We start from the raw sequence: 14,007 nt of genomic DNA, 5'->3' as shown, positions 1-14,007 counted from the left end.
GTGACCGCGGCGGCGATCTGATCGATCTCAACCTGTAGTCTGTAGTTGCGTACCCGCCTATCCACAGGCCCTGCTGGCACAGACGGGGCAGGCACGCCCACGAACACGTCCGCTGTGTGGGGCGGTGAAGGCGTCGCCGGCCCCTTCGCCGAGGGCCTGCCTGCGCTGAGGAGGTGGCGGCGACGTGCTTGAGGGGGTGTACGCCGAAGAGGGAGTCGAGAACACTATCTACGGCACCATCTTCGACGCGGTCGTGGCGGGCCACGACGCACAGGAGCAACTCGAGCGCACCTCCGACCCCGAGATCAGATCGTCGCTCTTTTCAAGCGGTTCGGCGAGGTCACCTATAGCGCGTACCTTGTTGTCCTCGCCCTGTGCGGCGCGCTCGGGCGTTCAGTGGCGGCCACCGACGCAGACACCGCCGTCGAGGCTGAGCGCATGTGCGAGTTCCTCAACGATGCCCGGGCGTTGCTCGACAACGACCGGGACCGCTTCATCGCTTTGTACCGCCATGCGTTCGCCGCGCTCGTTGGCGGGACGTTACAGGGTTGGCCGGAGGGCAGCACCGCCGACAAGGTCCAGCAGAACATGTATAGCAAGGTGAAGGGCACGGCCTTCGACGCCTTCTACATGGACCTGCGGATGCGGATGGGCAACGACCCAACGCTCATCGGGCAAGTCTGACCCGCGCCCGCCCCCGGGTCGCCTGATGATGTTAATGGCTTCACCGACCCAGAGCCCGAGCCGGAGGAGCCGACACCTGCGCCGGAGCCCGAGCCGACACCCGAAACCCGACCCGGAGCCGGCTGACGAGAAGGTGCTTCGTTTCAGTGTCACGGACGAAACGAGCGCCTGGGAAGGGGCAGCAGCGGGGAGCCATGGTCCTCGCCCACAACGCCCGGGACGCGACCATGGACCTCGATACGGCCATCAGGCGCCACCAGGGCTCCGTCGTGGCCGAGGCACGGGTAGTGGCCGCCGAGGCTAGGCCTCCCGTCCTGGTGGCTCAACGAGCAGGCGACCTCCTACCTCCCTCCCGGGCCGGACGTTGACGCCTCGGCGGTCCTGGATCGCCCGGGCCTCACGGCTGTCGCCGCGTCTCCCCGCCATCTCTTGGCCATGAAGGTTCGCGCCGCCCGCCAAGGCGACATTGCCGACATCCTCGTCCTGTCCCGTGTCGTTGGTGCCTCCAGCGCGGCGGAGGTGAGCCACATCGCGATGGAGGTCTTTGGGGACGAGTCCCTCAGCGACCGAAGCCGGTCCGTGCTCGCTGATCTCGACGACGCGCTCCACCAGTCCTGACCTACCTCTTCCGAGCACGGGGCGCGGCATCTTACCAACCCTGGCTGGACTCGGCCAGGGCGGCGGCCCGTAGCTCGGCGGCGTGCTCGGTCGCCACAGCGCTGCCCGGGTCACCCGACAGCATGCGGGCAAGCTCGGCGAGCCGGCTGCCCTCGTCCAGCCGCTCGACCCCGGCCACGGTGCGCCCCCCGGCCTCGGACTTACTCACCACGAAGTGCGCGTCGGCGTGCGCGGCCAGCTGCGCCAGGTGGGTGATGCACAGCACCTGGCGGCCCCGCGCCAGCCGGGCCAGCTTGGACCCCACCGCTCGGGCCACCTCGCCGCCGATGCCGGCGTCCACCTCGTCGAACACCAGCACCGGGGTCTCGTCGGCGGTGGCCAGCGCGAGGCGCACCGCGAGCGCCACCCGGCTGCGCTCGCCGCCGGACGCGGCCTTGGCGAGAGGACGGGCGACCTCACCGGCGTGCGGAGACAGCCGGAACTCGACGCGGTCGGCACCGTGCGGGCCGAGCGCGGCCGGCTCCAAGGCCACCTCGAGCGTCGCGGAGGCCATCGCCAGCTCGGCCAGGTGCTCGCCGACCAACCGGGCGAGCCGGTCGCCCGCGCTACGGCGGGCCGCGGTCAGCCGCTCGGCGGCGGCCGCCACCGTGGCCGCCAGCTCCGCCTCCTCGGCCTGGAGTGCCGCGAGGCGCTCCCCCGAGCTCTCGAGGGCAATCAGGCGCTCGCGCGCCTCCTCGGCGTAGGCGGCCACGGCCTGCGCGTCGGGACCGTACTTGCGGGTCAGCCGGGCCAGGGCCGCACGCCGCGCCCGCAGCGCCTCCAGCCCGTCGGCGTCGGGCTCCAGGGCCTCCGCGTAGGCGCGCAGCTCCAGTCCCAGGTCCTGGGCCTCGGCGGCCAGCCCCTCGGTGCGAGCCGTGAGCTTATCGAGCATCTCGTCGAGACCGGCGGTGGCGCGCAGGGCAGCCACCGCCACCCCCAGCGCGTCCCGGGCTCCCCCGTCCGCAGCGATCGCCCCCGCGGCCTCGGCGGCCGCGTGGGTCAGCGTCTCGGCGTGCTCCAGGCGCTGCAGGCTCGCCTCCAGGGCGTCCTCCTCCCCCCCCTCGGGCGCGACCGCGTCGATCTCCTCCAGCTCGAAGTGCAGCCGGTCGAGCTCCCGGGCGCGATCGCGGTCGTCGCTGCGCAGCGCATCGAGCTGGTCGCCGCACGCCCGCCACCGCTCGTACACATCACGGTGGGCCGCGGCGGCGCCGGCGACCGCCTCGCCCCCCGACCGGTCGAGCAGCTCGCGCTGGACCGCGGGCGTCGACAGCCGGGCGGAGTCGGACTGGCCGTGCATCTCCACGACGGCCCCCAGCGTGTCGGCCAGCGCGGACGCCGGTGCCAGACGCCCGCCGAGGCGGGCCCGGCTGCGGTCGCCACCGACCTCACGGGAGACCACCAGCTCGTCGTCGCCCTGCTCCAGCCAGTCGGCGGCAGCCGCCGGGGCGGGCACCAGGCGGCCCTCGACCACCGCCGTGTCCGCGCCGGCGCGGACGCGCTCGGCGTCGGCGCGGCCGCCGCGCAGCAGCTCGATGGCCGACACCACCATGGTCTTGCCGGCGCCGGTCTCCCCGGTCAGGACGTTCAGGCCGGGCGCGAGATCGAGGGTCACCTCGTCGATCACGCCGAGGTTGCGGATCACCAGCTCTGAGAACATGTGCCCGGAGTCTAGGCAGGCGGGGCCCTACTGCAGGCCGAACTTCCGCCGCACGCGCCCGTAGAAGTCGAACGGGGCCAAGCGCACCATGCGCACCGGCCCGTCGCCGCGATGCACCCGCACCGAGCCGCCGGTCGGCACCGGCAGCGGCTTGCGCCCGTCGCAGCTCACCACCGAGGCGGACTGCCCCTCCACGGGGCGCATGGACAGCGGTTCACGCGGGTCGACCACCAGGGTCCGGTCGAACAGGGAGTGGGGCGCGACCGGCACGAGCAGGATCGCCTCCAGCAACGGCGACAGGATGGGGCCCCGGGCGCTGAACGCGTAGGCCGTCGAGCCGGTCGGGGTCGCACAGATCATCGCGTCGGCGGGCACCCGGGCGAACAACGTGTCGCCGACCCGGACCTCGATCACGACCAGGCGCTGGGGCACGACGCGCTCCAGGGAGGCCTCGTTCAGCGCCCAGCTGGTGGCCACGCAGCGGTCCGCGGAGTCGCGGATCTCCACGGTGAGGGTCATGCGCTCCTCGACGGTGAAGTCCCCGAGGGCGAGGCGTCGCAGGGCGGCGGGCAGCTCGGCGACCTCCACGTCGGAGAGGAAGCCCAGCCGCCCCAGGTTCACCCCCAGCAACGGGACGCCCCGACCGCGGACGAGCCACGCCGCCCGCAGGAACGTGCCGTCGCCGCCGAGCACCACCACGACGTCGAGGTCCGCGTCGAAGGCGTCGGGCTCCCGCACCTCGACGGCGGCGCGCACCGGGGCCAGCTCGGGCGTGCCGCCCTCCCAGCCGTCGCCGGCGCACCCGACCACCCGGATGGCGGCGTCCCGCAGCGCGGCGACGCAGTCCGCGGCGGCGGCCCGGGCGTTGACGCGCCCGCCGTGCACCACCAGCCCGACCGTGGCGGGCGGCCCCCATGCCAGGGTGGACCCCGGGTCCACGCTCATGCCTCACCGGCCACATGACGGCCGGCCTCCACGGCCGCGTCGACGACGGCTCCGGGCGCGCGGTCGGCGTCGGCGCGCAGATGCACGAAGAACTCGACGTTGCCGGCCGGACCGGGCAGCCGCGACGGGCACGCCCCCGCCAGGCCCAGCCCGACGTCCCCGGCCTCCCCGACCACCCGGGACAGGGCCTCGGCCCACACCGCGGGGTCGCGCACCACACCGCCCTTGCCGACCCGTCCCCGCCCCGCTTCGAACTGTGGCTTGACGAGCAGCAGGTGGTCGGCCGACGCCGCGGCCAGCGCAGCCAGCGGTGCCACCACCAGCGTCAACGAGATGAACGACAGGTCGGCCGTCACCAGGTCGGGGGGCGGCCGCGGCACCTGCGCGGCGACGAGGTGGCGCACGTTCGTCCGGTCGAGCACCACCACGCGCGGGTCGCTGGCCACCCGCCACACGAGCTGGCCGTAGCCCACGTCCACGGCCACCACCCGCGCGGCGCCGCCCTGGAGGAGGACGTCGGTGAACCCCCCGGTCGACGCGCCCGCGTCCAGGCAGTGGCGCCCCCGCACGGCGATGTCGAGCTCGCTCAGCGCGCCCGCGAGCTTGTGCCCCCCGCGGGAGGCGTACGCGCTCGGCGGGGCGGCGACCACCAGCGCCGCGTCCGGGGCGACCTGCGTCGCGGTCTTCAGCGCCGGGGCGCCCCCGACGGTCACACGGCCGGCCGCGATGAGCTGCGCGGCCTCACCACGGCTGCCCGCCAGCCCCCGGCGAACGAGCTCGGCGTCCAGCCGTGCGCGACGTCGCGCCATCGCCGGCAACTAGGTGCCGGCACGCGGGGAGGTCCCTTCGGCACGGGTCTCGGCAAGACTCCCCAGCTCCGCCACGAGTGCCCGGTGGACCTCGTCGAGGACGTCGGGGTGCTCGCCCAGCGGTGCTTCCTCCAGCGCGGCCAGTCGTCCCCGCAGCCGCTCCAGTCCGGGGTCCTCGCTCACCGCTCACCCGCATCGGACGGCGGCGTGGACTTCTTGGCCGAGCCCGTGGACGCAGCAGACTTCTTGCCCGCGGACTTCTTCGCCGTCTTCTTGCCAGCCGAGCGCTTCGCCGCCGAGGACCTCTTGGCCGCCTTCTTCGGCGTCGACTTCTTGGCACCCCCCGGCGAGGAGGCGACCTGCCGTTCGAGCTTCTCGATCTTGCGCTCCAAGTGCCGGAGGTCGCTCCGGCGCACCAGGCCCAGCCGCTCCACGGCCCGTTCCGTCTCCGACCGCACCAACGCGCTCAGGGCCTTGCGGTTGGACTGCGACGCCTTCAGCAGCTCGTCGACGGCCTTCTCGGCCTTCTCCGCGGCGATCTCGCCCTGCTTCACCATGGCGCGCACGACTGGCTCGGCACGCTTCTGGGTTGCTTCGACCAGACCGCTCGCCATGCCCCAGTACTTCTTCTGCCAGTCCTTCTCCACGGCTGCCTCCCACCTGGGATCGACGCGGGACTGCGTGCCCCTCGTGACATGCGAGCATAGCGAAGGCCTCAGCCCGCAGGCAGGAACCGCAACCCGGACAGGGCCACGCGCATGGTCATCCCCCTCGGCGATCGCAACCCCACCCGGCGACGGCCCTGGGTCACCTGGCTACTGATCGCCGTCAACGTCGGGGTCTTCGCCTTCGTGCAACCGTGGGCGGCCGAGGAGTGCGCCCAACGTGACTTCTTCCTGGAGTACGGCGCCATCCCGGCGGAGCTCGTCCAAGGCGCGCCTCTCGACGCGTCTGAGGTCGCTCAGGTGAGTCCCCCGCAGTGCGCCCTGACCCCGGTCGCGGACAAGCCGGTGTACGCGGCAGCCCTCTACAGCCTGTTCCTGCACGGCGGCTGGCTGCACCTGCTCTTCAACATGCTGTACCTGGGCGTCTTCGGCAACAACGTCGAGGACCGGCTCGGGCACCTGCCCTACGCCGCGTTCTACCTGGGGTGCGGCGCGCTGGCCACCGCCGCCTTCGTCATGCCCAATGCCGACAGCGCGGTGAGCCTCGTCGGCGCGTCCGGCGCGATCGCCGGGGTGCTCGGGGCCTACCTCGTCATGTTCCCCCGGGTGCGGGTGACCGTGACCGTACCGATCCTGCTGTTCCTGATCCTCCGGCTGCCCGCCGGCCTGGTGCTGCTCATGTGGTTCGTGGGGCAGCTGCTGCCGCTCGGCCAGCCGATGGGCTCGGGGGGCGTGGCCTACCTGGCCCACGTCGCCGGCTTCGTCGCCGGCATGGTGATCGTGCTGGCGCTCGGACACCGTCCCCAACGGCGACGCCGCCGACGATCCCGGTCGGGGTTGCCGGAGGATCCGCCCCGCTGACCACGCCGGAGAATCAGCGTTCCAGCCGGTGGCGGACCCGCGCCAGGGCCCGGCGGTAGTCGTCGCGGTCCGCCAGCGCGCAGGCCAGCTTGAAGTGCTTCGCGGCGTCGGGCAGGCGTCCTTGCCGTTCGTGGCATCGACCCACGCCGAAGTGGGCGTAAGCGTCGGACGGGTCGAGCTCCAGCGCCTGCTCGAACTCGGCGCGCGCGCGGTCCACGCGCGACGAGGCGAAGTAGGCACGACCGAGGGTCTCGTGCAGGGAGGCCTTGTGCGGCTCCTCCTGTACCGCCAGCTCCAAAATCTCCGCGGCGCCCCCCGCGTTGCCGTCGGCCAGCCGGCTCCGCCCCTGCTGGTACAGGGCGTAGACATCCGTCCCGGGGCCTTGCCCCCCAGTGCGCTCGTGCATCGGCAACGTCCCCTCCCGGGTGCGAGGTCTCGCCCCCAGTATGGTGGCGGCGCCAAGGTCGGGCAGCGGCGAGCAGGAGGACCAACGGGTGGTGGACGCCGCGCCGTTCCGCGGCCTTCGTTACGAGCCGTCCCTGGCCGGAGAGCCCGTCACCACCAGCGCCCCCGCCTACGACGACATCGACGCGCTCACCTACGCCTCGCACCGCACCGCGAGCCCCTACACGGTCCTGGAGCTGCTCACCCCGCCCGACCCGGCTGGCTCCTACCGGCCAGCGGGCGCGGCCCTGCGTCGCTGGCGGCGTACCGGCATCCTGGTCGCCGACCCCACGCCGGCCTTCTACCGCTACGAGGAGCACGAGCTGCGTCGGGGGCAGCCGACGGTGCAGCGGGGCGTCCTGGCGTCCGTCGCCCTCGACACGCCCGGCCCCGGGAGCGCGGTCCTGACCCATGAGGCCGTCGACGCCACCCGGGTTGCCGCACGGCGATCCCGTCTCGAGGCGCTTCGGGCCGACTTGTCCCCGGTGTTCGCGCTGACCACCGGGGCGTCCGAGCGCCTGCGCGCCCTGCTCACCCGTGCCCCCGTCGCCCCACCGGTCGCGGCGCTGACGGACGCCGCCGGGGTCGACCATCGGGTGTGGGCGGTGACCGACCCCGGCGAGATCGCCGCACTGCGCCGCGCCCTGACCGACGTGGCGGTCCTGGTCGCCGACGGCCACCACCGCTACGCCGCCGCCCTGCAGGCGCGCACCGAGCACCCGGGCCCGGCGTGGCAGCGCACCCTCATGTACATCGTGGACGCGTCCGCCGGCGGTCCCGAGGTCCTCGGGGTCCACCGTCTCGTCCGCGGGGTCACCGCCGCAACGCTCCGGCGCCTGCGCCAGGATCTGTCCCTCGAGCCGGCACCGACCGACCCGAGGGCGCTGCAGGAGCAGCTGCAGGGCACCCCGGGGCGGGCGTTCGGGCTGTTGCTCCCCCCGGTCCTCGCGGGGGTCGTCGCCGCGGGCGCGGCGGTGTTGCGGCCCCGCGACGAGACAGCGCTCACCGCCCGTCTGCCGCCCGACCGCTCGGCGGCCTGGGGCGCCCTCGACACGGCGCTGCTCGACCATGCGGTGCTGCCGGTACTAGACGCCGGCGGCGTAGAGTAACGGCCCGACCAGCTGGCCGCCCCCGCAGACGTGGGCGCCGGTGACGACGCCGTGCTGTTCCTGGTGCGACCGGTGGATCTGCCCACCGCCGAGCGGTTCGCAGCACGGGGCGAGCACCTGCCGGCGAAGAGCACGTTCTTCCGCCCCAAGCCCCGCGCCGGCTTGGTGCTGCGTGCGCTTGACGAGGCGTGACGGACAAATCTGAGAAGATGGGCCAATGACCTACTCGATCATCGCCCGAGATGCGGAGACCGGTGAGATGGGCATCGCGTGCCAGTCCCAGGCCTTCGCCGTGGGCAGCAGCGTGCCATGGGCCCTGCCCGGCTACGGGGTGATCGCCACCCAGTCGATGGGCGAGCCGATGTACGGCGAGCTCGGCCTCGACGGGTTGCGCGCCGGCCTCACCGCATCGGAGGCGCTCACCGCCCTGCGCAGCGTCGACCCGCATCCCGAACGCCGCCAGGTGGCCATGATCGACGGACGGGGGGTCGCCGACGTCTACACCGGCGAGGCGTGCATCCCCGCCGCGGGTCACTGCATCGGCGACCAGTGCGTCGCGCTGGCCAACATGGTGGCGGCGGAATGGGTGTGGCAGGCGATGGCTGCCGCCTTCGAGGCCACGAGCGGGCCGCTGGCCGCACGCCTCATGACCGGGTTGCACGCCGCCGAGGAGGCCGGAGGCGACTTCCGCGGCCGCCGCTCGGCGGCGGTCCTGGTGGTGCGGGCGCACCGCACGGGCCGTCCGTGGCGCGACCAGGTCGTCGACCTGCGGGTCGACGATGCCGAGGACCCCCTCGCCGAGCTCGACCGGCTGGTCGACTCCAACGAGCGCTACCACCAGGTGGTCACGGCGTTCGAGCGCGCGCTGGACGGGGACCCCGAGGGCGGCGCGGCGCTGCTCGACGGGTTGGACACCGAGGACCCCGACGCCGAGCCCGATCTGCTGATGTGGCGCGGGACGGTGCTGGCGCTGGCGCACCGCGAGGACGAGGCCGCCGCCCTCTTCGCCTCCCTCGACCGCGTGGCGCCGCAGTTCGTCGAGGCCGCCAGGCGTCTCGCACCGTCGGGGTTGCTGCCCGCCCCCGACCTGTTGACGCGCGTCCTTCCGTGACGGCGCTGCCGGTGCTGGGTTGGAAGGAGGAGGCCGCCCTGCCGGCGTGGGGCATCACGCGCCTGCGGGTCAAGCTCGACACCGGCGCGAAGACGTCGGCGATCCACGTCATGGAGATGGTGGAGGTCGGTGAGCACCAGACCGACGGTGAGGACCTGCCGATCCTGGACCTGGTCATCCCCCTCTCCCGGAGGCGCCCGGACCGGGTCGCCCGAGCGCGGGTGAAGGTCATCGGCTACAAGTCTGTCCGGGACACCGGCGCGGTCCTCGAACGGCGTCCGGTGGTGCGCACCCGGCTCGTCTGCGGACCGGTCGACACCGACATCGAGGTGACCGTCACCGACCGCACGGGCATGATCTTCCGCATGATCCTCGGCCGGCAGGCCATCGCGGGCAACGCGGTGGTCGACCCCTCCCGCGGCTACACCACCCTGCACCGCAAGCCGCGGACGAGGTGCCGGTGAGCCCCTACATGATCGGCGGCATGTCGGTGCCGGTCGGCGCGCGCACCGACCTGCTGCTCAAGGTCAGCGAGAGCTACACCGGCGACCGGCTGTCGATCCCCGTCTCGGTGGTGAACGGCGCCGCCGACGGGCCGACCCTGTTCGTGACCGCGGCGATCCACGGTGACGAGCTCAACGGGATCGCCATCGTGCGGGAGCTGCTGCTGGAGCTGACCGCCGCCGACATCGCCGGGACCCTCGTCTGCGTGCCGATGGTCAACGTCCTCGGGGTGCAGTTCCACAGCCGGTACCTGCCCGACCGACGCGACCTCAACCGCTTCTTCCCCGGGACGGCGGGCGGGTCGACCGCCAGCAGGCTCGCCAACACGCTGATGACCGAGGTCGTCGCCGAGGCCGATGCCGGCGTCGACCTGCACACCGCCACCAACCGCCGCACCAACGCTCCTCAGGTCCGCACGGGCCTCGACGACCCCCGGGCCGCGCAGCTCGGGCACGCCTTCGGCGCGCCGTTCCTCATCGATGCGAGTCTGCGCGCCGGGTCCCTGCGGGACGCCGCCGCCAAGGAGGGCGTGCCAGTGCTCACCTACGAGGGCGGTGAGGCACTGCGGTTCGAGGAGGACGTCATCGCCACCGGCACGGCCGGGGTGCTGCGGGTGATGGGCGCGCTCGGGATGGTGGGCGGCGACCGGCTCCCCCCGCCGCCCGCCGAGCCCGTCCGCATCAGCGACGAGACCCACTGGGTGCGCGCCGAGCGCGGGGGGATCCTCGACCTGCTCGTCGGTCCGGGTGACGACGTCACGGTGGGTCAACCACTCTGGTCGGTCGTCAACCCGTTCGGTCACGAGCGCAACCAGAAGGACTCCCCCTACGCCGGCGTGGTGATCGGCATGACGACCCTGCCGCTGGTCAATCCGGGCGATGCCGTGGTGCACATCGCCATCCTCGGACGCCACGAGCACCGGTGGATCGACGAGCCCACCGACGAGGAGGACGCCATGGACACCGACGACGACCCGGTGTCCAGCTGACGGCCGCAGGGGGCCGCGCGGCCCGCTGCGGCGGCGATCGTGCGCCCGCTTGCCGCCCCTCCCCCGGCGTCCTAGCGTCGTCGTCCATGAACGCCACAGGGCAGACCGACCGCGATGGTGATGGTGAGGCTGCTCCGAGCAGGCCGGCCGATCGGCGTCCGGACGGCGGCGAAGCCTGGCTGACGCCGGCGCGCCTGGGCTCCCTGGTGGTCGTGGTCATCGCGGCCTACTTCGCGTTCGTCGTCGTCGCGGCGCTGCGCGGCGTCCTGATCATGCTGCTGGTCGCTCTCTTCCTGTCGTTCGCGATGGAACCCGCCGTGCAGTACCTCGCCCGCCGGGGATGGCGCCGCGGGTTGGCGACCACCGCGGTGTTCGTCACGGTGGTCCTCATGGCCATCGGCACGGTGGCGGCGATGGCGCCCCTCATCGTCGACCAGGTCACCGGTCTCCTGCGATCCATCCCGCAGTCCATCACCGAGCTGAACCAGCTCCTGGGCCGGCTGCCGTTCGACGTCGACCTGGAGGCCAGCCCCGAGCTGCGCCGTGAGGTCGCGCAGTGGTCCAACGAGCTGGGCGACCGGCTCGGCGATGTCGCCCTCGGTGCCGCCGGCAACGTCGTCGACATCGGGGCGACCGCCGCGGGCGTGTTCGTCCGGATGCTCGCGGTGGGCTTCATCACCTTCTACTTCGTGGCCGACGGGCCGCGGCTGCGCCAGGCCCTCGCCCGCCCGCTGCCGCCGGACCGCCAGCGCGAGATGCTGGCGATCTGGGAGCTGGCCGTCGCCAAGACCGGCGGCTACATCTACTCACGGCTGTTCATCGGCTTGGCGTCCGCGGTCACGCACTTCCTGTTCCTGCTGGTGATCGGGGTGCCCTTCGCGTTGCCGCTGGGACTGTGGATGGGGGCCATGACGGCGTTCGTGCCCCTGGTCGGGGTCTACCTCGGCGGCATCCTGCTGATCACCGTGGCGGCGGTGCAGGAACCGGTGCAGGCGCTCTGGGTCCTGATCTTCCTGACGATCTACCAGCAGATCGAGAACTACCTGCTCGCCCCCAAGGTGCAAGCCCACACGATGGACCTCCACCCGGCCGTGGCGTTCGTGTCGGTGCTCGTCGGCGCGACGCTGCTCGGCGCGGTCGGCGCGCTGCTCGCCCTGCCCGCCGCAGCCATCAGCAAGGCGCTGCTGTCCACCTACGTCCGCCGCCACGAGCTGATCTCCGAGCTTGCGGAGGTGCCCCTGCCGTTGCTGCCGAACGACGATCAAGGGTCCCCATGACCGCCATCGAGAACCTCCCCAACGGCCTGCGGGCCGTGGACACCCGCACGGCCGGCATGTCCAAGGTCACCGCCGGCTACCTGATCGATGCGCCGCGCCCGACCCTCGTCGAGTGCGGCCCCGCACTGTCGATCGACACGGTGATCGACGCCTTGCGCAGCCTCGGCATGGAGCCCGGCGACCTGGCCTACCTGGTGTGCACCCACATCCACCTGGACCACGCGGGCGGAGCCGGGGACATCGCCGCGGCCTTCCCGAGCGCCACCGTCGTGGTCAGCGACGTCGGCGCGCGCCACCTCGTCGACCCCACGCGGCTGAACGCCAGCTCACGACGCGTGTACGGCGAGCTCATGGACTCCGTCTACGGGGACTGCACCCCCATCGAGGCGCAGCGGGTGCGCGGGGTGGCCGACGGTGAGATCCTCGACCTCGGCGGCGGCCGGCGCCTTGATCTGCTCTACACCCCCGGGCACGCCAAGCACCACATCGCGGCGTTCGACGATGACACCGGAGCGCTGTTCGTCGGGGATTCGGTGGGCGTGAAGATGCCGGGCATGGCGGTCATCCGGCCCGCCACCCCCCCGCCCGACTTCGACCTGGTGCTCGCGCACCGGACCTTGGATCGCTACCGCACGCTCGACCCGGCGATGCTCTACCTCGCCCACTACGGCGCCGTGGACCCCCCCGAGCAGGCGTTGGCCGAAGCCTCCGAACGCCTGGACCTCTGGGCCGAGACGGCCGAGGCCGCCTTCCAAGAGGCCCGCGCCGGCGGCCGGCACGACGAGCTCGACCACGTCGCCGACACCCTCGGTCGGCGCTTCGCCGACGAGCTGGCGATCCCGGCCGACGGCGACCCGGACGCCGCCCGGCGGGTCGCGCTGCTGACCGGGGTGCGCTCCAACGCCATGGGGCTCGTCCGCTACTTCCGGGAGCGCGACAAGGGTCGGACCGAAGCGCCGTGAGGTCCCCCCAGCCGCGGCCACACCCCCGCTGACTTCACCGGGCCACACGACCCCGTGCCGGTGAACGGGAACCTTGCGGGCTCCGGCGATTCGCAGTCAGCGGTCGAGCGCCTCCAGACGCTCCGCAGCATCCAGGTAGTCGGGCTCCACCGCGCTGATGGCATCCAGGTAGTCCCGAGCCGCCTCCCGGTCCCCCAGTCGTTCGGACAGGTCCGCCGCCAGGTACCACAGGCGCACGTGGTAGTCCTGCACGTCCGTCGGCGCCAGGTCGGCCCGCTCGAGGGCCCGCAGGGCGCCCTGCGTGTCCCCGCGGTCGGCCCGGTCCCCGGCCAGCACGAGGATCCCCTCGGCCACCCGGTCGGCCGGCACGGTGTCGCCGTCCATGGCCCCGACGTACTCGACCACCTTCTCCGGTCGCCCCGCCGCGCGCGCGCAGTCAGCGAGCAGGTGGTTCTGGTCCTGGCGTCCGGACAGGCGCCGGTACGCCAGCAGCTCGCTGTGCGCCCCGGGGAAGTCGCCGGCGTGGTAGCGCACCACGCCGAGCGCCTCACGAATGACGCTGCTCCGTGCCGCGGCGCTCTTGGCCCAGACCAGGAGCTCGGTCGCCCGGTCAAGGTCACCGGCGACCAGCGCGTCGCCGGCGCCGCCGAAGGCCGCCACGACGTCCTCGGCCTCCCCGGGCCGGGCCGCCGACCGCAGCTCCCGGTACACCTCGCGGTCCAGTCGGGGACGCTCGGCAGGCAGCGTCGGTTTCGCCGGGGTCGGAGCGCGGTGGGGACGAAACGGCTGCGCTGGGGCCCCCGCGGTCTCCCGTCCCCCCCGGGGCGGTCGGCCGCCCCTGCCTTGTCGTCCACCCTCGTTCGCCACGGTGGTCGTCCTTCCGTCGCCGAAACACAACAGCCGCCCCGAAGGGCGGCTGTTGTCACAGAGAGTTCCGCGGCGACCTACTCTCCCACACAGTCGCCCGTGCAGTACCATCGGCGCTGGAGGGCTTAACTACCGGGTTCGGAATGGAGCCGGGTGTGTCCCCTCCGCTATGACCACGAAACAAATCGCGTGGATCGGCGGCAAATATATAGTTTGGGTTCCGGAGACGTGCGGAGTGATCTCCGGCACGTCCCTACGGAACGCCATAGCGAGCGCGAGCATCCAGCAAGTCCTCGGCCTATTAGTACCGGTCGGCTACAGCCATTGCTGGCCTTCCACCTCCGGCCTATCAACCCGGTGGTCTAGCCGGGGGCCTTACTCCCTTACGGGATGGGAGACCTCATCTTGAAGCGGGCTTCGCGCTTAGATGCCTTCAGCGCTTATCCCTTCCGTACGTAGCAAACCGG

Annotated in this window: 17 protein-coding genes and 2 rRNA genes; 10 read left to right on the top strand and 9 right to left on the bottom strand. The window is 72.8% G+C overall.

Going from position 1 to position 14,007, the window contains the following annotated elements; translation table 11 throughout:
* Nucleotides 1–438 precede the first annotated feature (438 nt).
* Both WD250_00415 and WD250_00410 read left to right on the top strand, forming a co-directional pair.
* Nucleotides 439–684: a hypothetical protein gene (locus WD250_00415; GenBank protein MEX2618658.1), complete on the top strand. Its 246-nt coding sequence runs from the start codon at nt 439–441 to the stop codon at nt 682–684.
* A gap of 435 nt (nt 685–1,119) precedes the next feature.
* A complete protein-coding gene (locus WD250_00410) occupies nt 1,120–1,302 on the top strand; it encodes a hypothetical protein (GenBank protein MEX2618657.1) in 183 nt (60 codons plus the stop codon).
* Between the two features lie 31 nt (nt 1,303–1,333).
* Here the strand turns inward: WD250_00410 and recN are convergent, their stop codons facing one another.
* The 5 genes from recN to WD250_00385 are packed head-to-tail and all read right to left on the bottom strand — an operon-like array spanning nt 1,334 to nt 5,399.
* On the bottom strand, nt 1,334–2,998 hold the full coding sequence (gene recN / locus WD250_00405) for a DNA repair protein RecN (GenBank protein MEX2618656.1): 1,665 nt from the start codon (nt 2,996–2,998) through the stop codon (nt 1,334–1,336).
* 27 nt (nt 2,999–3,025) lie between these two features.
* Nucleotides 3,026–3,943: an NAD(+)/NADH kinase gene (locus WD250_00400; protein ID MEX2618655.1), complete on the bottom strand. Its 918-nt coding sequence runs from the start codon at nt 3,941–3,943 to the stop codon at nt 3,026–3,028.
* Complete coding sequence (locus tag WD250_00395; GenBank protein MEX2618654.1) at nt 3,940–4,752, bottom strand: TlyA family RNA methyltransferase; 813 nt, start codon at nt 4,750–4,752, stop codon at nt 3,940–3,942. Before WD250_00395 ends, WD250_00400 begins: the two co-directional genes overlap by 4 nt.
* Nucleotides 4,753–4,761: 9 nt before the next feature.
* Nucleotides 4,762–4,935, bottom strand: a complete 174-nt coding sequence (locus WD250_00390; protein MEX2618653.1) for a hypothetical protein — start codon at nt 4,933–4,935, stop codon at nt 4,762–4,764.
* Nucleotides 4,932–5,399, bottom strand: coding sequence for a phasin family protein (locus WD250_00385; protein MEX2618652.1), 468 nt, complete (start codon nt 5,397–5,399; stop codon nt 4,932–4,934). Before WD250_00385 ends, WD250_00390 begins: the two co-directional genes overlap by 4 nt.
* Nucleotides 5,400–5,510: 111 nt before the next feature.
* Between WD250_00385 and WD250_00380 the strand changes: the two genes are divergently transcribed.
* Nucleotides 5,511–6,278: a rhomboid family intramembrane serine protease gene (locus tag WD250_00380; protein ID MEX2618651.1), complete on the top strand. Its 768-nt coding sequence runs from the start codon at nt 5,511–5,513 to the stop codon at nt 6,276–6,278.
* Nucleotides 6,279–6,291: 13 nt separating this feature from the next.
* On the opposite strand, the gene WD250_00375 is transcribed toward WD250_00380, so the two are convergent.
* Nucleotides 6,292–6,684, bottom strand: coding sequence for a tetratricopeptide repeat protein (locus WD250_00375; GenBank protein MEX2618650.1), 393 nt, complete (start codon nt 6,682–6,684; stop codon nt 6,292–6,294).
* Between the two features lie 88 nt (nt 6,685–6,772).
* On the opposite strand from WD250_00375, the gene WD250_00370 reads away from it, so the two are divergent.
* The 7 genes from WD250_00370 to WD250_00340 all read left to right on the top strand — a co-directional run bounded on the left by WD250_00370 (nt 6,773) and on the right by WD250_00340 (nt 12,673).
* Nucleotides 6,773–7,831: a DUF1015 domain-containing protein gene (locus WD250_00370; GenBank protein ID MEX2618649.1), complete on the top strand. Its 1,059-nt coding sequence runs from the start codon at nt 6,773–6,775 to the stop codon at nt 7,829–7,831.
* A gap of 30 nt (nt 7,832–7,861) precedes the next feature.
* Nucleotides 7,862–8,023: a hypothetical protein gene (locus WD250_00365; GenBank protein MEX2618648.1), complete on the top strand. Its 162-nt coding sequence runs from the start codon at nt 7,862–7,864 to the stop codon at nt 8,021–8,023.
* Between the two features lie 25 nt (nt 8,024–8,048).
* The gene (locus WD250_00360) at nt 8,049–8,942 is read left to right on the top strand and encodes a DUF1028 domain-containing protein (protein ID MEX2618647.1); all 894 of its coding nucleotides are present in this window, start codon (nt 8,049–8,051) and stop codon (nt 8,940–8,942) included.
* A complete protein-coding gene (locus tag WD250_00355; GenBank protein ID MEX2618646.1) occupies nt 8,939–9,406 on the top strand; it encodes a RimK/LysX family protein in 468 nt (155 codons plus the stop codon). The genes WD250_00360 and WD250_00355 overlap by 4 nt, the downstream gene beginning before the upstream one ends.
* Nucleotides 9,403–10,434 (top strand): succinylglutamate desuccinylase/aspartoacylase family protein, encoded by a 1,032-nt coding sequence (locus WD250_00350; GenBank protein MEX2618645.1) that lies wholly within the window; start codon nt 9,403–9,405, stop codon nt 10,432–10,434. The genes WD250_00355 and WD250_00350 overlap by 4 nt, the downstream gene beginning before the upstream one ends.
* A gap of 86 nt (nt 10,435–10,520) precedes the next feature.
* Nucleotides 10,521–11,711: an AI-2E family transporter gene (locus WD250_00345; GenBank protein ID MEX2618644.1), complete on the top strand. Its 1,191-nt coding sequence runs from the start codon at nt 10,521–10,523 to the stop codon at nt 11,709–11,711.
* The gene (locus tag WD250_00340) at nt 11,708–12,673 is read left to right on the top strand and encodes an MBL fold metallo-hydrolase (GenBank protein MEX2618643.1); all 966 of its coding nucleotides are present in this window, start codon (nt 11,708–11,710) and stop codon (nt 12,671–12,673) included. Before WD250_00345 ends, WD250_00340 begins: the two co-directional genes overlap by 4 nt.
* 96 nt (nt 12,674–12,769) lie before the next feature.
* Here the strand turns inward: WD250_00340 and WD250_00335 are convergent, their stop codons facing one another.
* From WD250_00335 to WD250_00325, 3 genes are all read right to left on the bottom strand, one after another.
* Nucleotides 12,770–13,384 carry a hypothetical protein gene (locus WD250_00335; protein ID MEX2618642.1) on the bottom strand — a complete coding sequence of 205 codons (615 nt, stop codon included), beginning with the start codon at nt 13,382–13,384 and terminating at the stop codon, nt 12,770–12,772.
* Between the two features lie 220 nt (nt 13,385–13,604).
* Nucleotides 13,605–13,721, bottom strand: a 5S ribosomal RNA gene (gene rrf / locus WD250_00330).
* 100 nt (nt 13,722–13,821) lie between these two features.
* Nucleotides 13,822–14,007 (bottom strand): 23S ribosomal RNA (locus WD250_00325); the annotation flags it as partial.

Source organism: Egibacteraceae bacterium (assembly GCA_040905805.1).
In the GTDB taxonomy this organism is placed as follows: Bacteria; Actinomycetota; Nitriliruptoria; order Euzebyales; family Egibacteraceae; genus DATLGH01.
The sequence above is the reverse complement of the archived record's forward strand: the minus strand, read 5'-3'. Positions and strand labels throughout refer to the sequence as shown.

What these genes read in the sequence shown, in the direction of transcription:
- WD250_00415 (MEX2618658.1), top strand. Translation starts at nt 439, where the DNA reads ATGTGCGAGTTCCTCAACGATGCCCGGGCGTTGCTCGACAACGACCGG.
- WD250_00410 (MEX2618657.1), top strand. Translation starts at nt 1,120, where the DNA reads ATGAAGGTTCGCGCCGCCCGCCAAGGCGACATTGCCGACATCCTCGTC.
- recN (MEX2618656.1), bottom strand. Translation starts at nt 2,998, where the DNA reads ATGTTCTCAGAGCTGGTGATCCGCAACCTCGGCGTGATCGACGAGGTG.
- WD250_00400 (MEX2618655.1), bottom strand. Translation starts at nt 3,943, where the DNA reads ATGAGCGTGGACCCGGGGTCCACCCTGGCATGGGGGCCGCCCGCCACG.
- WD250_00395 (MEX2618654.1), bottom strand. Translation starts at nt 4,752, where the DNA reads ATGGCGCGACGTCGCGCACGGCTGGACGCCGAGCTCGTTCGCCGGGGG.
- WD250_00380 (MEX2618651.1), top strand. Translation starts at nt 5,511, where the DNA reads ATGGTCATCCCCCTCGGCGATCGCAACCCCACCCGGCGACGGCCCTGG.
- WD250_00375 (MEX2618650.1), bottom strand. Translation starts at nt 6,684, where the DNA reads ATGCACGAGCGCACTGGGGGGCAAGGCCCCGGGACGGATGTCTACGCC.
- WD250_00360 (MEX2618647.1), top strand. Translation starts at nt 8,049, where the DNA reads ATGACCTACTCGATCATCGCCCGAGATGCGGAGACCGGTGAGATGGGC.
- WD250_00345 (MEX2618644.1), top strand. Translation starts at nt 10,521, where the DNA reads ATGAACGCCACAGGGCAGACCGACCGCGATGGTGATGGTGAGGCTGCT.
- WD250_00340 (MEX2618643.1), top strand. Translation starts at nt 11,708, where the DNA reads ATGACCGCCATCGAGAACCTCCCCAACGGCCTGCGGGCCGTGGACACC.